Genomic DNA, 14,843 nt, shown 5'->3' on the forward strand with positions numbered 1-14,843 from the left:
GACGCAAAACGCGCATCCATATGTGCGTGGCAACTAGGAAAGCAACGGCCCGGCGACATGCGCAAACCGAATAAGCGAACGCGTTTTTCTTCGTAGTGCGCAGGGCGCGGGCTTCGAATAATGGGCTGCATCGACCACTCATACGGAGTCCATGCATGACCTCAGCGACCGGCACCGAGTCCGCCCCGCACGACGCAGCCAGCGATGCGCTGTGGCAGCAGGACACCCAGGCCCTGCACGCCGGCTACCGGGGGCGAGAGCAGCAGCGCAGCGCTGCCGTGCCCATCTACCAGAGCACCTCCTTCGTGTTCGACAGCGCCCAGCACGGCGCCAACCTGTTCGGCCTGGTGGAGGAGGGCGATGTGTACTCGCGCACGGCCAACCCCACGCTGGCGGTGCTGGAGCAGCGCATTGCGGCTCTCGAAGGCGGCGTGGCCGCGCTGGCCCTGGCCTCGGGCATGGCGGCCATCGATGTGGCTCTGGCCACGCTGGCCAGTGCGGGCGACCATGTGGTCGTGGCCTCGCAGCTGTATGGCGGCACGCACAACTTCATCGCCCACGTGCTGGCCTCGCGCGGCGTGCAGAGCACGGCCGTGGCCAAGGATGATTTCCAGGCGTTGCGCCGGGCGATAGGGCCGCGCACCAAGGCCGTGTTCGTGGAGTCCGTGGGCAATCCATCGGGCGGCATTGCCGACCTGCGCCAGCTGGCCGATATCAGCCATGCGGCGGGCGTGGCCCTGGTGGTGGACAACACCGTGGCTTCGCCGCTGCTGCTGCGGCCCTTCGACTGGGGCGCCGACATCGTCGTGCATTCGGCCACCAAGGCCATCGGCGGACACGGCAATGTGCTGGGCGGGCTGATCGTGGACAGCGGCCGCTTCGACTGGGTGGCGCACGCGGGGCGCTACCCGCAGTTCAGCGCGCCCGAGCCGGCCTACCAGGGCTTTGTCTTCACCGAGAAATTTCCCGACCGCGCCTTCATCGCGCGGGCCCGTGCCGTGCTGCTGCGCAACTGCGGCGCGGCGCTGGCGCCGCACAGCGCCTTCCTGCTGCTGCAGGGCCTGGAGACGCTGGGCCTGCGCCAGGAGCGCGCCAGCCGCAACACGCTGGCCGTGATCGATTTCCTGCAGGCTCATCCTCTGGTGGAGCGCATACACCACGCCAGCCAGATCGGCCACGCCGACCACGCGCTGGCCCTGCGCCAGCTGCGCGGCGGGCATGTGCCGGCGCTGCTGGGATTCGAGCTGCGCGGCGGCCGGCTGGCGGCGCGCGCCTTCTATGACGCGCTGCGCCTGTTCCTGCGCCTGGTCAACATCGGCGACAGCAAGTCGCTGGCCGCCATTCCTGCCGAGACCACGCACAGCCTGCTCAGCGACGAGGAACTGGCGCGCGTGGGCATTGCGCCCGGGCTGGTGCGCCTGTCCATCGGCATTGAGCACCCGCAGGACCTGCTGGCCGACCTGGCGCAGGCGCTGGAGCAGGCGCAGGGCCATGCGGTGTTGGCTGCCGAACGCGAACAAGACCGCGAACAAAACCGCGAGCAAGACCGCGATCAGCGCCTGGCGGCCTGAGCGCCCCTTCCTTCCCACTTCCCTGGCAGCACAGCATGAGCACCTTGACAGCATCCACTCTCGACGCGCCCGCCGCCACAGCGGCAACCCCGGCCCTGCCCGTCATCGATCTGCAGGCCCTGCGCGACCCGGCCACGCAGGCCCAGGCGCTGCGCCAGCTGGCGCGCACGGCACGCGACACCGGCTTCTTCTACCTGGAAGGGCACGGCATAGGCCGGGACGCATGGCAGGGCATACAGCGGCGCGCGCGCGAATTCTTTGCGCAGCCGCTGGCGGACAAGCAGGCGCTGGCCATTGCCAACACGCGGCACTTCCGGGGCTATACGGCCGTGGGCATGGAGATCACGCGCCAGCGGCCCGACCAGCGCGAGCAGATCGACCTGGGGGAGGAATCGCCCGAGATTCCCGCAGGCCCCGGCGTGCCGGACTGGAAGGGGCTGCAAGGCCCCAACCAGTGGCCGCAGGCCCTGCCCGGGTTCCGCGAGGAGGTGCTGGCCTGGCAGGCTGCAGCGCATGGCGTGGCGCTGGAGCTGCTGCGCCACTTCGTGGCCGCGCTGCAGCTGCCCGAGGGCGCGCTGGACGCCCTGGTCAACGGCCTGCCTGCGCATCGCATCAAGATCATCCACTACCCGGGCAGCGAGCTGGGCGCAGCAGGCCAGGGCGTGGGCGCGCACAAGGACGGTGGTCTGCTGACCCTGCTGCTGCAGGACGAGGTGGGCGGGCTGCAGGTGGAGACGCCAGCCGGCTGGGTCGATGTGCCGCCGCGCGACGGGGCCTTCGTCATCAACATCGGCGAGATGCTGGAGCTGGCCACCAACGGCTATCTGCGCGCCAACGTGCATCGCGTGCTGGTGCCGCGCGCGGGCGTGCAGCGCTACTCCATCGCCTACTTCCTGGCGCCGCGCCTGGACCTGGGCCAGGTCCCGCTGCTGACCCTGCCGCCCGAGCTGGCCGTGCTGGCCACGGGGCCGCAGAGCGACCCGGACAACCCGCTGTTCAGCCATGTGGGCGAGAACGCGCTCAAGGGCCGCGTGCGCTCCCACCTGGATGTGGCCCAGCGCTTCTATCCCGAGCATTTCGCCCGCCTGCAGGCCCAGGCCCGCGCCGCCGGCCGTGAGTTGCACCCCGGTGCCTATTGATCGATTCCTGTTGATCGGTGCCTGTTGATGGGTGCCTGTTGATTCTTGAAAGGACTGTGCGATGGACAAGCGAGTATTTCTGCGGGGACTGGCGGCGGGGGCCTCGGTGGCGGCGATGTCAGGCGCCATCCGGGCCGCGCAGGCCGGCCCGCTGCGCGTGGGCGTGCGCGGCGGCGTGGACGAGGAAATCTGGGAGGTGGTGACCCGCGTGGCGCGCGAGCAGGGGCTGCAGGTCAAGCCCGTGGTCATCAGCGGCGCGGCCAGCCCCAACGAGGCGCTGAACAACGGCGACATCGAGGCCAACTCCTTCCAGCATGTGCCGTTCCTGCGCGACCAGAACCAGCAGCGCGGCTACCGGCTGGTGGCGGCGGGCGACACCTACATCTCGCCCATCGCCTTCTATTCGAAAAAGCACAAACGCCTGGCCGACCTGCCCGCTGGCGCGCGCCTGGGCATTCCCAACGATCCCAGCAACCAGACGCGCGCGCTGGTGGTGCTGCAGGACCAGGGCATCCTGAAGCTGCGCGAGGGCTTCGACCCCTTCAAGGGCACGGCGGGCCTGGCCGACATCGCCAGCTACCAGAAGAAGGTGCAGCTGGTGGAGGCGGCCTCGGTGGTGCTGGCGCGCTCGCTGGACGATCTCGATGCCTCGGCCATCGTCAACAGCTTTGCCTACCAGGCCGGGCTGATCGCCACGCGCGATGGCATTGCCGTCGAAAGGCGCGAGCGCAATCCCTACGTGAACATCATTGCCGTGCACGAGCGCGACCGCGCTGCACCCTGGGTCGCGGCCCTGCTGCGCGCCTACCAGTCCGAGCCCGTGCGCCAGTTCATCGTGAGCAGGTACCAGGGCTCGGTGCTGCCGGCCTTCTGAGGCGTGTAAGGCAATGAAGGTGGAACAGGCGGCGGCCGGCGAGCCCCATGCAATCGATGCGCTGCAGCGGCCGCACATCGTCTTCGAGGGCGTGCGCAAGCACTACCCGGGAACGGGAAGGGGCGCGGGCGAGCCCGTGCACGCACTGCAGGCGCTGAGCTTCGAGGTGGCGCGTGCCGAGGTGTTCGGCATCATCGGCCGCAGCGGCGCCGGCAAATCCACGCTGCTGCGCACCATCAATGCGCTGGAGCGGCCCAGCAGCGGCCGCGTGCTGGTGGACGGCACCGATGTCGCCACGCTGGACGAGGACGCGCTGGTGGCGCTGCGCCGGCGCATCGGCATGATCTTCCAGCACTTCAACCTCCTGTCCTCGCGCACGGTGTACGAGAACGTGGCCCTGCCGCTGCAGGCCGCGGGCTGGCGGCCCGCGCTCGTGCGCGCGCGGGTGGACGAGCTGCTGGCTCTGGTGGGGCTGGCGGACAAGAGCGGCGCCTATCCGGCCCAGCTCTCGGGCGGGCAAAAGCAGCGCGTGGGCATTGCGCGCGCGCTGGTGCACGAGCCCGAGATCCTGCTGTGCGACGAGGCCACCTCGGCCCTGGACCCCGAGACCACGCAGTCCATCCTGGAGCTGCTGCGCGAGATCAACCGCAAGCTGCAGCTGACCATCGTGCTCATCACGCACGACATGGCCGTGATTCGCGAGGTCTGCGACCGCGTGCTGGTGCTGGACCAGGGCCGGCTGCAGGAGATCGGCGAGGTCTGGAAGCTGTTTGCGGCACCGCGCTCGGAGGCTGCGCGTGCGCTGCTGCGGCCGCTGCGGCAGGCCTTGGCGGCGGACCTGGAACTGGTGGCAGAGGCCGATGGCCCGGATGCCGTCGCCGTGCTGGCCATCGGATGGGCCGACGGCGGCAGCCAGCAGGGCCTGCCGCTGGCGCAGCTTCAGGTGCTGGGCCCGCGTGCCCGCTTGCTGCAGGGCGGGCTGGACTGCATGCGCGGGCGTTCGCAGGGCCGCCTGCTGGTGGGCGTGCCGGTGCAGGATCTGCCGTCGCCACTCTCCCCGCTCTCGCCGGCCGCGCTGTCTTCCCTTCAACAGGCGCTGGGCGCCGATTCACTGCAACTGCTTGGCCATGTCCCTGCCCCCGCTCGATAAATACCTGCAGGCCTTTCTGGAAACCCTGCTGATGGCGGGCGCGTCCTCGCTGATCGCCATCGTTGCCGGGCTGGCGCTGGCCATCGTGCTGCACACCACGGCGCCGGGCGGGCTCTACGCCAGGCCGCGCCTGTACCGGGGGCTGTCGGCGGCGGTGAACATCGGCCGGGCCATTCCCTTCATCATCCTGTTGGTGGCCTTGCTGCCGGTGACGCGCGCCATCGTGGGCACCACGCTGGGCACCTGGGCGGCGGTGGTGCCGCTATCGGCCAACCTGATTCCGTTCTTTGCGCGCATCGCCCAGGTCAGCCTGGGCGAGGTGGACGGCGGCCTGGTGGAGGCGGCGCGCGCCATGGGCCTGCGCCGCCCGCAGATCGTGCGCCAGGTGCTGCTGCCCGAGGCGCTGCCGGGCCTGATCGGCGGCATGACCGTGAGTGTGATCGCCATGGTCAATGCCTCGGCCATGGCGGGCGCCGTGGGGGCGGGCGGCCTGGGCGACCTGGCCATCCGCTACGGCTACGAGCGCTATGAGACGCGCGTGATGTTCGAGGTCATCGTCATCCTGGTGGCCCTGGTGTCGGTGCTGCAGTTCGGCGGCGAGTGGCTGGCGCGCCGTGCCGACCACCGGCGTTCGATCTCTTGAGATGATTTAGAAATAACAGACTGAATTTTTATTATTTTTGGTTTTTTCGACTTGTCTCGACAATGGCCTGCAGCAGCATTCGGGCTGCTGATTCTTTTCCGAGACGCTTCGATGACCCACACCACACGCCCCGCCTGGCCTTCCCCTCTTGCCGGCCGCACTGCCATGAAGCCGGGCGTGGCCATCGTCTGTGGCGTCCACCATGTCCAGCTGTCCTTCCCGGCGCGCGCCCAGGCGGCCATGGAGCGCTTTTATGGCGAAGTGCTGGGCCTGTCTGCCCTGACCGTTGCCGGGCGTCCGGGCCTGAGCTTTCTGGCCGGCGGGCAGCGCATCGATCTGGTGCCCTACAAGGGGCAGTCCGGCGGCACCGAGCGCGCGGCGGGCAACCTGGTACACCTGGCGCTGACGGTCAGCGACGTGGATGCGCTGCGCCAGCAGTTGCTGGTGTACGGCGGCCTGGCGCTGGAGGTGGCGCCCGTGAGCGAGGGCCGGCGCTGCTATGCGCGCGACCCCGCAGGCAATCTGATCGAGCTGCTGGAGCTGCCCCGCGAGGCAGCGGCCGATGCCCCGGATGAGCCGGCCGTGGCCTGTTCGGCCTGAAGCCTCTCGCCGTTCCCCTCTCTCTTTCCTTTCTGCTTTTGCCTTCCACAGGCCCGGGCCGCACCGGCCCCGGGCGGAGCCTTGCCCATGAACTTCCAGCAACTGCGCTATGTGCGCGAAACCGTGCGCCGCGGCTACAGCCTGACCGAGGTGGCCCACACGCTGCACACCTCCCAGCCCGGCGTGAGCCGGCAGATCCGCGAACTGGAGGAAGAACTGGGCGTGGAGATCTTCATCCGCGCAGGCAAGCGGCTGACCGGGCTGACGCCGCCCGGCGAAGCGCTGCTGCCCATCGTCGAGCGCCTGATGCTGGAGGCCGACAACCTGCGCCGCGTGGGCGCCGACTTCAGCGCCAGCGAGCAGGGCCGGCTGTCGATTGCCGCCACCCACTCCCAGGCCCGCTATGCGCTGCCCCACGTGGTGCGTGACTTCCGCCAGCGCTATCCGCAGGTGCGCCTGCACCTGCACCAGGGCTCGCCCGAACAGGTGGCGCAGATGCTGCGCAGCGGCGAGGCCGACATCGGCGTGGCCACCGAGGCGCTGGCCGGCTATGAAGGCCTGGTCGCGCTGCCCTGCTACCGCTGGACGCATGGCGTGGTCGTGCCGCCCGGCCACCCGCTGCTGCAGTCGCAGCATGCGCTGACGCTGGAGGCGCTTTCGCGCTTTCCCATCATCACCTACGAGCAGGGCTATACGGGCCGCGCCCACATCGACGAGGCCTTTGCGCGCGAGGGCCTGGAGCCCGACGTGGTGCTCACGGCCATGGATGCCGACGTGATCAAGACCTATGTGGAGCTGGACATGGGCGTGGGCATCGTCGCCTCGGTGGCGCTGGATGCCGAGCGCGACCAGGGCCTGCGCACGCTGGACGCCGGCCACCTGTTCGAGGTCAACACCACGCGGCTGGGCCTGCGCAAGGGCGCCTGGCTGCGCGGCTATGCCTATGCCTTCATCGAGACCTTCGTGCCCACGCTGACGCGCGAGGTGGTCGAGCAGGCCGTGCGCCAGGGCGTGGAGCCCGAGTAGGCAGACGAAGGGGGCCGGCCTCAGGCCGGCTCGCGCGCCATCTCCAGCAGGGTGTCGCCGGTCACGCGGTAGCGGATCCACTCGGTCTGGGGCAGGGCGCCCAGGCGGTCGTAGAACTCGATGGAGGGCAGGTTCCAGTCGAGCACGCTCCACTCGAAGCGGCCGCAGTCCTTCTCGACGGCGATCTGCGCCAGGCGGCGCAGCAGCGCCGTGCCCGCGCCCAGGCCGCGCGCCTCGGGCGTGACGTAGAGGTCTTCGAGGTACAGGCCGTGGCGGCCCTGCCAGGTCGAGTAATTGAAGAAGTAGACCGCAAAGCCCACGGGCTGGTCGCCATGCAGGCAGATCAGGCCGAAGACGGCGGGGTTGTCGGCAAACAGGGTGCGCTTCACATGCTCTGGCGTGGCCAGGACTTCATGCTCGGCTTTTTCATAGACGGCGAGTTCGCGCACGAAGCGGACGATGAGCTCGGCGTCATCGGGGGTGGCGGGTCGGATCTGTAGGGTGGTAGTCATTCAAACGCGGGGGAACACGGGAAACACGGTATTGCGGCGCAAGATGGCGCCGCAATCTCCGGTTTTAGCCGATTTTCGCGCCCGTGTCCGCCAGGGGCTGTTGCACCGGAAGGGGCAGGAACTGGCGCAGGATCTGGAAGTGGTCCTCGAAGAACGCGCTTTCCATGGCGGGCAGGTCGCAGACGGCCACCCAGCGCGCCAGTGCCGCATCGTCGCCGCCCTGCACGGGCGGCAGCGAGGGCAGCACGCCCAGGTCCAGGTAGTGCACATGGGTGATGGTGCGCCCGCGCAGGCTGCGGTCGGGGTGGTCGAAGACCTGCACGGACTGCAGGGCGGCCTGCAGATCGGCCTCGCTGAGCGTGGAGCAGGTCTCCTCGCGCAACTCGCGCAGGCAGGACTGCCACAGCGTGTCGCGCGGCTCCAGGAAGCCGCCCGGCAGGGCCCACAGGCCCAGGCCCGGGGCATGGCCGCGGCGTATCAGCAGGATGTGGTCCTGTTGCGCGTCTTCGTGCGGCACACGGCAGCGCAGCAGTGCGTCCACGGTCACGAAGACGGGCGGGTAGGGCGCTGCAGCCCAGGCCTGGCGGTACCGGGCCAGCATGCGCCATTCCTCGCACATCTGCGCATGAACTGGCGTGGTGGCCCATTGGCGCAGGAACTGCAGGGTGGCGGGAGGCACCTGGGCGGCCAGGGCCTCGAAGTCCACGCCGGATTCGCCGAAGTAGATGTCGCGCAGCGGCGTGGCGTCAAATTGGCCCAGGCGCGGCAGGCTGATCAGCTGCCAGCGCGGAAAGCGCGCCAGGTAGCCGCTGGTCGCGTCCTTGAAATGGCCGACCAGGGCCACGCTGGCGCCTTCGGGCACGCAGGACTGCACGGCCTGCTGCACGGCCTGTACCCACAGCGGCTCGTTGTAGTAGTCGCGCACGGGCACGCAGTGCAGACGGGCCGCGTCCGCGGGCGGCAGCGCCTCGCGCAGCATCTGCGCGCGTTCCTGCCAGCTGAAGGGGTTCTTGGGATTGGGCGCCTGCCAGGCGCTGCCCAGCACGACGACGATCTGCTCGGCACGCTCCAGCGCCGCGCGCAGCAGTGCCATGTGGCCGTTGTGCAGCGGCTGGAAGCGCCCGATCAGCACGGCGGTGTGCACGCGCTCGCTGGTGGCCGGGGTTTCGGTGGGGGCGTCCATGGCGGCAGTCTCTTGCATAAACAGGCTCGGTGGCTTCACTCTGGCTTCATTCGTAGTGGGCGGCAATGGGCATCTGGCGGCCCGTGCCGAAGGCGCGCGGGCGCACGCGCAGTATGGGCGGGGCCTGGCGGCGCTTGTACTCGCTGCGGAAGATCATGCGCTTGACGCGGTCAACCAGCTCGGCCCCGCCGGGTTGGCCCAGCAGCTGGGTCACAAAGCGCTCGGCCGTACCGTATTCGGCGGTGGACAGGTGCCGGCCCTCGATGGCGTATTTGAGGATTTCGTCCAGCACAGCATAGGGCGGCAGGCTGTCCTCGTCCTTCTGGTCGGGCGCCAGCTCGGCCGACGGCGGCTTGTCGATGATGGCCTGGGGAATCAGCTCTCGGCCTGCACTGCGGTTGATGTGGCGCGACAGCTCGAAGACCTCGGTCTTGTACAGATCGCCCAGCAGGCCCAGGCCGCCGTTGGTGTCGCCATACAGCGTGCAGTAGCCCACCGAGATCTCGGACTTGTTGCCCGTGGTCAGCAGCAGGTGGCCGAAGGCGTTGGAGTACTCCATCAGCGTGGTGCCGCGGATGCGTGCCTGCAGGTTCTCCAGCGGCAGGCCCTGCAGCGGCTGGCCGAAGCTGGCCTCGAACTGGCGCGCATAGCCGTCGACCAGCTCGCGGATCGGGTGCTCATGCAGCGTGATGCCCAGGTTGCGGCACAGGATCACCGAGTCATCGACCGAGCCGCTCGACGAAAAGCGCGAGGGCATGGTGACTGCCACCACGTTGTCCGCGCCCAGGGCCTCGGCCGCCAGGGCCAGGGTCAGCGCGCTGTCGATGCCGCCCGAGCTGCCGACGACGGCGCGCGTGAAGCCGCAACGGCGCGCATAGTCGCGCAGGCCCAGCACGATCTGGCGGCGGTAGAACTCCATGGTGGGCAGGCCTTCGGCCGTCACGCTCATGCAGGGCTGGCCGGCTGCGTCGAGGAAGCGCCCGTCGTCGAACTGCAGCGTGCGCAGGTCTTCGACAAAGCGCTCGGCCTCGAAGACCACGCCGCGCCCGGGCTCCACCGCGAACGAGGCGCCGTCGAACACGATCTGGTCCTGGCCGCCGATCTGGTTCACGTAGAGGATGGGCAGGCCGTGGCGCGTGGCCGCCTGGCCGAAGATCTCGTGGCGCTGCTCGCGCTTGCCCAGGTGGCTGGGGCTGGCGTTGATGCTGACCACCAGGTCGGGCGCGGCGTCGGCCATGCGCGCGAAGGGGTTGGTGGCGTAGTCGGCACCGGCGTCGTTCCAGCCGTCCTCGCACACCAGAAAGCCCACCTGGGCCTGGCCTATGCGCAGCACCTTGGCCGCGTCGGGGCCGGGCTCGAAGTGGCGGCGCTCGTCGAAGATGTTGTAGGTGGGCAGCAGCTGCTTGTCGTAGCGCAGGCGCACGGCGCCGTCCTTGAGCACCAGCAGGCTGTTGTGCAGCGGCTTGCCGGGCCCGCTGGCGCGCGTGGGTGCGCCGATGACCCAGTGCAATTGCGGCCACTGGCGCGTGGCCTGCAGCAGCTGCTGCAAGCCTTGCTCCAGGCGCTCGCGAAAGGCGGGCTCGTCCAGCAGGTCGCCAGGGTAGTAGCCGCACAGCGACAGCTCGGGAAAGACCAGCAGGTCGGCCTGCGCGTGCGCGGCGCGGGCAGCGGCCTCGGCCATGCGGGCCACGTTGCCGGCGATGTCACCGACGGTGGGGTTGAGTTGGGCAATGGTGATGCGCAGCATGAATGGAGCCTTGGCGGTGTCAGGCGGTGTCAGGCGGTGTCAGACGGCGACAGGCTGGGCCAGGCCGAAGACCTGGCGCAGATAGGCCAGATAGGTTTCGTCGTTGCACAGCGTCTTGCCCGGCGAGTCCGAGATCTTGGCCACGGGCTGGCCGTTGGCGTGGGTGAGCTTCATCACGATGTTGATGGTCTCCAGCCCCATGTCGTTGGTCAGCCGCGTGCCGATGCCGAAGCCCAGCTGTATGCGGTCGGCAAAGCGCTGGTACAGGGCCAGGGCCGTGTCCAGGTCCAGGCCGTCGGAGAACACCAGGCGCTTGGCCTGGGGGTCTATGCGCAGCTTCTGGTAGTGGGCGATGGCCTTCTCGCCCCAGGCATACGGGTCGCCCGAGTCGTGGCGCAGCCCGTCGAAGAGCTTGGCGAAGTACATGTCGAAATCGGCCAGGAAGGCATCCATGCCCACGGTGTCGGTCAGGGCCACGCCCAGGTCGCCCCGGTACTCCTGCACCCAGTCCTCCAGCGCGGCGATCTGGAAGTCGCGCAGGCGCACGCCCTGGGCCTGGTAGCTCTGCAGGTACTCATGGGCCATGGTGCCGATGGGCACGATGCCGAAGTCGCGCGCCAGCAGCACGTTGGACGTGCCCTTGAACCACTGCGCCGTCTGCGTGGCAAAGGCCTGGACCACCTCGCGCTGCCAGGCGCCCGAGAAGCGCCGGCGCACGCCGAAGTCGAACAGCTCGAAGGGATTGCGCAGCCTGGCCTCGCAGGCCAGGTGGCGCAGACGCTCGATCTTGCCGGCCAGGCGCCTGCGGCCTTCGGCCAGCGCCGCCTCCGCGTCGAAGCGCCGGAAATACAGCTCGTTGACGATGGCCAGCACATAGATCTCGAAGCCCATCACATGGACCTGGGGGCCCTTGGCCTCGATGTGCAGGGTGTCGCCATCGGCCCAGGCACGGATGAAGGCGCGCTGGAACTGGAAGATGCGCAGAAAGTCGATGAAGTCGCTCTTCATGAAGCGCAGCCCGCCCAGGTAGGCCAGGTCTTCGGGCGTGAAGCGCAGCGCGCACAGGGCGTCCAGCTCGCGCTCCACCTCGGGCAGCAGCTCGGCCAGCGGGAAGGCCGTCTTCGTGCGGCAGACGAATTCGTACTCGGCCTCGGTCTGGGGATTGCGGTGCAGCATGGCCTGCCACATCGTGAATTTGTAGAGATCGGTGTCGAGCAGGCTGGTGATGATGGGAGCCATGGTGCGATGCTGGGGAAACAGGAAAGGGGGCTGCGCGCGGGACGGCGGTCCGGCCCCTACAGGTGGAGTTCTTGGCTGGAGGCCAGCCGCAATCCGCGGGCCTGCATGGCTGCCAGGAAATCACGGTGCGCGGACTCGAAGCCCGGCACCGGGCTCATGGCGTCGTGCATCAGCACGATGCGCTCAGGATGGGGAAGGTGCTCGACCAGATGCTCGACCGTGGAGCGCACGCAGTGGCTGCTCGCCTCGCCCGCGACCACCAGCAGCCCGGCGCGGTCCAGCCGCTCCAGCAAACCGGTGTTCAGCAGGGTCGCCGGATCGGCAGGGTCCGGCACCTCGGCCTGCAGGGCGCTGTAATGCTCGGTCCAGGGATTGAGCCCCTTGAAAACGTTGTACACGGCGCGCTGGCGCTGCTGCTGCCAGTCGCCGCAGGCCTCCAGCACATCGGCGTGGATACCGTGGCCCCAGCTGCCCACCTCGCAGTGCACGGGCCAGACCATCAGCGTGTAGCGGCTGTTGGCTTCGAGTGCATCCAGATAGTCCAGGCTGCGCTGCAGCGCCCCGGCGTTGCGCGGCCGGAACACCCCCGCCCGCACCTGCGCCGCCGTGATAGGGGTGAACGGCGCCACATCGCCGCTGTCGTCGCCATCGCCCTGTTGCCAGAAAGCCGGATGGGCAATGTCGTAGCGCTGGTGCGAGTCCAGCGTCACCGTGATGGCGTCGAGTTGCTCGCCTTCACGCCGGATCCACTGGGCCAGGCGCTGCATGTCGTCATGTGCGCTGGCCACGGGCAGGCGGGGGCGCAGGCTGCCCGGGCACCATCCATCAGGGAGATCGCAGAAATCATTCTGGGGGTCTATGAGCAGGAGGTGGGTGGAGGATGCTGGCATGGAAAGGCGGCCGGGCGTGAAGCCTGCGGGCGGTACGGCTACTGATGAAATAGGCTGAAGGCCTCAGTGTAGTGCGCGGGTGCAAGCATCCATCAAGAGCATGTCTCGTAGCGCCTGGGGCAAAAAAGCGGTGAACCGATGGGGTGCGGCGCAGATGCGGATACGCAACTTACAATAGTGAGTTTTACGTATTCCTGAGACGAATCGCGCCAAATTTGCAAGGGAAAATGCGATTGGATTCAGGAATACCGTTCATCAACCGACTGGGTATATTCGGTAGCTTCTGATTATCAATATGGCATCCCTTCAAGTAACGACGACTTTCATGGGCATAGGGCTGGCCGCGCTGATTCTGTACTTGATCCGCCGCGACCATCTCTACCTCATGCACGGGCTTTTTTGGGTCGTCGTCGCCGTGGCTGCCGTGGTGCTGGGTGTCTGGCCGGGGCTGGTTGACCGCATCGCCGCTGTGCTGGGTATCAGCTATCCGCCAGCCATCCTGCTGCTGCTGGCCTGTGTCGTACTGTTTCTGAAGGCTCTGCATGCCGACATGATGAACACGCGCATTGAGCGCGACGTACGCCGGCTGAATCAGCGGCTTGCCATGCTGGAGGCGGATACCGAAACCTTGCGCAGCACAGCTTCTTCCAACGCTTCTTCATCATGAACTCACCTTTGCTCCCCGTCATTTTGTGTGGAGGTTCCGGCACCCGTCTGTGGCCGCTCTCCCGCGAAACCTATCCCAAGCAATTTCTGGCATTGGCTGACAGCCAGACGATGCTCCAGCAGACGGCGACGCGGTTGCACGGCCTGACGGCCCAAGTTCCCCAGGCACTGGCACCGCTTCTGGTGTGTAACGTGGAGCATCGATTCTTGGCTGCCAGCCAGCTGATGCACGTGGGGATCCGGGATGCTGCAATACTGCTGGAGCCTGCAGGCCGCAATACGGCTCCTGCGCTGACGCTGGCAGCTTTGCACGCATGCGCGGATGGGGCAGATCCCATCCTTCTGGCCATGCCGGCCGACCATGTGGTGGCCGATCGCCAAGCCTTCCACGGTGCTGTTCACAAAGCCTATGTGCAGGCCTGCCAGGGAAGCATGGCGACCTTCGGTATCGTGGCCGATCGCCCCGAGACAGGCTACGGCTATATCCAGTTCAGCGAATCTGGCGAGCCAGGCGTGCATCGCGTGGAAAGCTTTGCGGAAAAGCCCGATGTGGAGCGTGCAAGGCACTACCTGGAGGCGGGCAACTATCTGTGGAACAGCGGCCTGTTCATGGTACGCGCCAGTGTCTGGATCAAGGCCATGGAACACTGCCGGCCGGATATCCTGGACGCCTGCCGCAGTGCCATGCAATCGGCGCAACGCGACCTGGATTTCATCCGTCCCGGCGCGGCAGCCTTTGCCGCCTGCCCGTCGGACTCGATTGACTATGCAGTGATGGAGCGCCTGCCCGCCATGCCGCAACTGGGGATCCCTGCGCAAGTGGTGCCATTGCAAGCCGGTTGGTCGGATGTCGGAGCCTGGGACGCGCTGTGGGATGTGCGCGATCAGGACGATGAGGGCAACGCGCTCATGGGTGATGCTGTGCAGCACGGCTGTGCCAATTCCTTGCTGCTTTCCAGCAGCAGGCTTGTCGCGGGCGTAGGGCTGCAGGACGTGGTGGTGGTGGAAACGCCGGATGCGGTGCTGGTTGTGGACAAGAGCCGAACCCAGGATGTCAAGAAAATCGTCAGCCATCTTGCCCAGAGCGGTCACGCGCTGGCGCACTCGCATCGCAAGGTGCATCGACCTTGGGGATGGTATGACAGCATCGACAATGGAGAGCGCTTTCAGGTCAAACGCATCGTGGTCAATCCCGGAGCAAGCCTGAGCCTTCAAATGCACCACCACAGAGCCGAGCATTGGGTAGTGGTCAAAGGTACTGCGGAAGTGACCAATGGCGAAAAAACATTTCTCCTTGGGGAGAATGAATCGACTTTCATTCCGCTCGGCCATGTGCACAGGCTGGCAAACCCTGGAAAGGTTCCACTGGAAATCATTGAAGTACAGTCGGGGAGCTATCTAGGCGAAGACGATATCGTCAGGTTTGAAGATACCTATGGGCGTGTCCAAAGGCTGGCTTGATGGAGGAGCATCGGAAATGAATAAGATCTATTTATGAGCAGTTATCTAAGAATTTATTAAAAATAATAAAAAACAAATTTGAATAATAGCTGTGGTAGATTATTTTATAGATAACATTGCTGTTTTATATTGATTGGGTAGG

Annotated in this window: 14 protein-coding genes; 9 read left to right on the forward strand and 5 right to left on the reverse strand. The window is 67.2% G+C overall.

Going from position 1 to position 14,843, the window contains the following annotated elements; genetic code table 11:
* The first annotated feature begins 155 nt into the window (after positions 1–155).
* The 7 genes from IB269_RS23205 (at position 156) to IB269_RS23235 (ending at position 7,003) form a co-directional block, all read left to right on the forward strand.
* The gene (locus tag IB269_RS23205; protein ID WP_192368437.1) at positions 156–1,571 is read left to right on the forward strand and encodes an O-acetylhomoserine aminocarboxypropyltransferase/cysteine synthase family protein; all 1,416 of its coding nucleotides are present in this window, start codon (positions 156–158) and stop codon (positions 1,569–1,571) included.
* A gap of 35 nt (positions 1,572–1,606) precedes the next feature.
* Positions 1,607–2,710: an isopenicillin N synthase family dioxygenase gene (locus IB269_RS23210; protein ID WP_192368438.1), complete on the forward strand. Its 1,104-nt coding sequence runs from the start codon at positions 1,607–1,609 to the stop codon at positions 2,708–2,710.
* Positions 2,711–2,771: 61 nt separating this feature from the next.
* On the forward strand, positions 2,772–3,584 hold the full coding sequence (locus IB269_RS23215) for a MetQ/NlpA family ABC transporter substrate-binding protein (protein ID WP_012207412.1): 813 nt from the start codon (positions 2,772–2,774) through the stop codon (positions 3,582–3,584).
* 13 nt (positions 3,585–3,597) lie between these two features.
* Positions 3,598–4,734, forward strand: coding sequence for a methionine ABC transporter ATP-binding protein (locus IB269_RS23220; RefSeq protein ID WP_192368439.1), 1,137 nt, complete (start codon positions 3,598–3,600; stop codon positions 4,732–4,734).
* The gene (locus tag IB269_RS23225; RefSeq protein WP_013800725.1) at positions 4,712–5,377 is read left to right on the forward strand and encodes a methionine ABC transporter permease; all 666 of its coding nucleotides are present in this window, start codon (positions 4,712–4,714) and stop codon (positions 5,375–5,377) included. The genes IB269_RS23220 and IB269_RS23225 overlap by 23 nt, the downstream gene beginning before the upstream one ends.
* Positions 5,378–5,488: 111 nt before the next feature.
* Positions 5,489–5,977, forward strand: coding sequence for a VOC family protein (locus tag IB269_RS23230; protein WP_192368440.1), 489 nt, complete (start codon positions 5,489–5,491; stop codon positions 5,975–5,977).
* Between the two features lie 87 nt (positions 5,978–6,064).
* On the forward strand, positions 6,065–7,003 hold the full coding sequence (locus IB269_RS23235; RefSeq protein ID WP_043822171.1) for a CysB family HTH-type transcriptional regulator: 939 nt from the start codon (positions 6,065–6,067) through the stop codon (positions 7,001–7,003).
* Positions 7,004–7,023: 20 nt separating this feature from the next.
* Here IB269_RS23235 and IB269_RS23240 read toward each other — a convergent pair whose 3' ends face one another.
* From IB269_RS23240 to IB269_RS23260, 5 genes are all read right to left on the reverse strand, one after another.
* Complete coding sequence (locus IB269_RS23240) at positions 7,024–7,515, reverse strand: GNAT family N-acetyltransferase (protein ID WP_034397032.1); 492 nt, start codon at positions 7,513–7,515, stop codon at positions 7,024–7,026.
* 64 nt (positions 7,516–7,579) lie between these two features.
* Positions 7,580–8,698, reverse strand: a complete 1,119-nt coding sequence (locus IB269_RS23245) for a bifunctional nicotinamide-nucleotide adenylyltransferase/Nudix hydroxylase (RefSeq protein WP_097204976.1) — start codon at positions 8,696–8,698, stop codon at positions 7,580–7,582.
* 46 nt (positions 8,699–8,744) lie between these two features.
* Positions 8,745–10,445, reverse strand: a complete 1,701-nt coding sequence (locus tag IB269_RS23250) for an NAD+ synthase (RefSeq protein WP_192368441.1) — start codon at positions 10,443–10,445, stop codon at positions 8,745–8,747.
* Between the two features lie 39 nt (positions 10,446–10,484).
* Entirely contained in the window at positions 10,485–11,684 is a 1,200-nt protein-coding gene (pncB, locus tag IB269_RS23255; RefSeq protein ID WP_012207404.1) for a nicotinate phosphoribosyltransferase, read from the reverse strand.
* 56 nt (positions 11,685–11,740) lie between these two features.
* Positions 11,741–12,574, reverse strand: a complete 834-nt coding sequence (locus tag IB269_RS23260) for a cysteine hydrolase (protein ID WP_192368442.1) — start codon at positions 12,572–12,574, stop codon at positions 11,741–11,743.
* A gap of 295 nt (positions 12,575–12,869) precedes the next feature.
* On the opposite strand from IB269_RS23260, the gene IB269_RS23265 reads away from it, so the two are divergent.
* Both IB269_RS23265 and IB269_RS23270 read left to right on the forward strand, forming a co-directional pair.
* Entirely contained in the window at positions 12,870–13,241 is a 372-nt protein-coding gene (locus IB269_RS23265) for a DUF2304 domain-containing protein (RefSeq protein WP_034399602.1), read from the forward strand.
* On the forward strand, positions 13,238–14,701 hold the full coding sequence (locus tag IB269_RS23270; RefSeq protein ID WP_192368443.1) for a mannose-1-phosphate guanylyltransferase/mannose-6-phosphate isomerase: 1,464 nt from the start codon (positions 13,238–13,240) through the stop codon (positions 14,699–14,701). Before IB269_RS23265 ends, IB269_RS23270 begins: the two co-directional genes overlap by 4 nt.
* Positions 14,702–14,843: the final 142 nt, after the last annotated feature.

Origin of the sequence: Delftia sp. DLF01, from assembly GCF_014852125.1 — a bacterium.
GTDB lineage: Bacteria > Pseudomonadota > Gammaproteobacteria > Burkholderiales > Burkholderiaceae_C > Comamonas > Comamonas acidovorans.

Bases quoted from the DNA above. Each gene is read 5' to 3' on its own strand.
- IB269_RS23205 (WP_192368437.1), top strand. From the start codon at position 156: ATGACCTCAGCGACCGGCACCGAGTCCGCCCCGCACGACGCAGCCAGC.
- IB269_RS23210 (WP_192368438.1), top strand. From the start codon at position 1,607: ATGAGCACCTTGACAGCATCCACTCTCGACGCGCCCGCCGCCACAGCG.
- IB269_RS23215 (WP_012207412.1), top strand. From the start codon at position 2,772: ATGGACAAGCGAGTATTTCTGCGGGGACTGGCGGCGGGGGCCTCGGTG.
- IB269_RS23220 (WP_192368439.1), top strand. From the start codon at position 3,598: ATGAAGGTGGAACAGGCGGCGGCCGGCGAGCCCCATGCAATCGATGCG.
- IB269_RS23225 (WP_013800725.1), top strand. From the start codon at position 4,712: ATGTCCCTGCCCCCGCTCGATAAATACCTGCAGGCCTTTCTGGAAACC.
- IB269_RS23230 (WP_192368440.1), top strand. From the start codon at position 5,489: ATGACCCACACCACACGCCCCGCCTGGCCTTCCCCTCTTGCCGGCCGC.
- IB269_RS23235 (WP_043822171.1), top strand. From the start codon at position 6,065: ATGAACTTCCAGCAACTGCGCTATGTGCGCGAAACCGTGCGCCGCGGC.
- IB269_RS23240 (WP_034397032.1), bottom strand. From the start codon at position 7,515: ATGACTACCACCCTACAGATCCGACCCGCCACCCCCGATGACGCCGAG.
- IB269_RS23245 (WP_097204976.1), bottom strand. From the start codon at position 8,698: ATGGACGCCCCCACCGAAACCCCGGCCACCAGCGAGCGCGTGCACACC.
- IB269_RS23250 (WP_192368441.1), bottom strand. From the start codon at position 10,445: ATGCTGCGCATCACCATTGCCCAACTCAACCCCACCGTCGGTGACATC.
- pncB (WP_012207404.1), bottom strand. From the start codon at position 11,684: ATGGCTCCCATCATCACCAGCCTGCTCGACACCGATCTCTACAAATTC.
- IB269_RS23260 (WP_192368442.1), bottom strand. From the start codon at position 12,574: ATGCCAGCATCCTCCACCCACCTCCTGCTCATAGACCCCCAGAATGAT.
- IB269_RS23265 (WP_034399602.1), top strand. From the start codon at position 12,870: ATGGCATCCCTTCAAGTAACGACGACTTTCATGGGCATAGGGCTGGCC.
- IB269_RS23270 (WP_192368443.1), top strand. From the start codon at position 13,238: ATGAACTCACCTTTGCTCCCCGTCATTTTGTGTGGAGGTTCCGGCACC.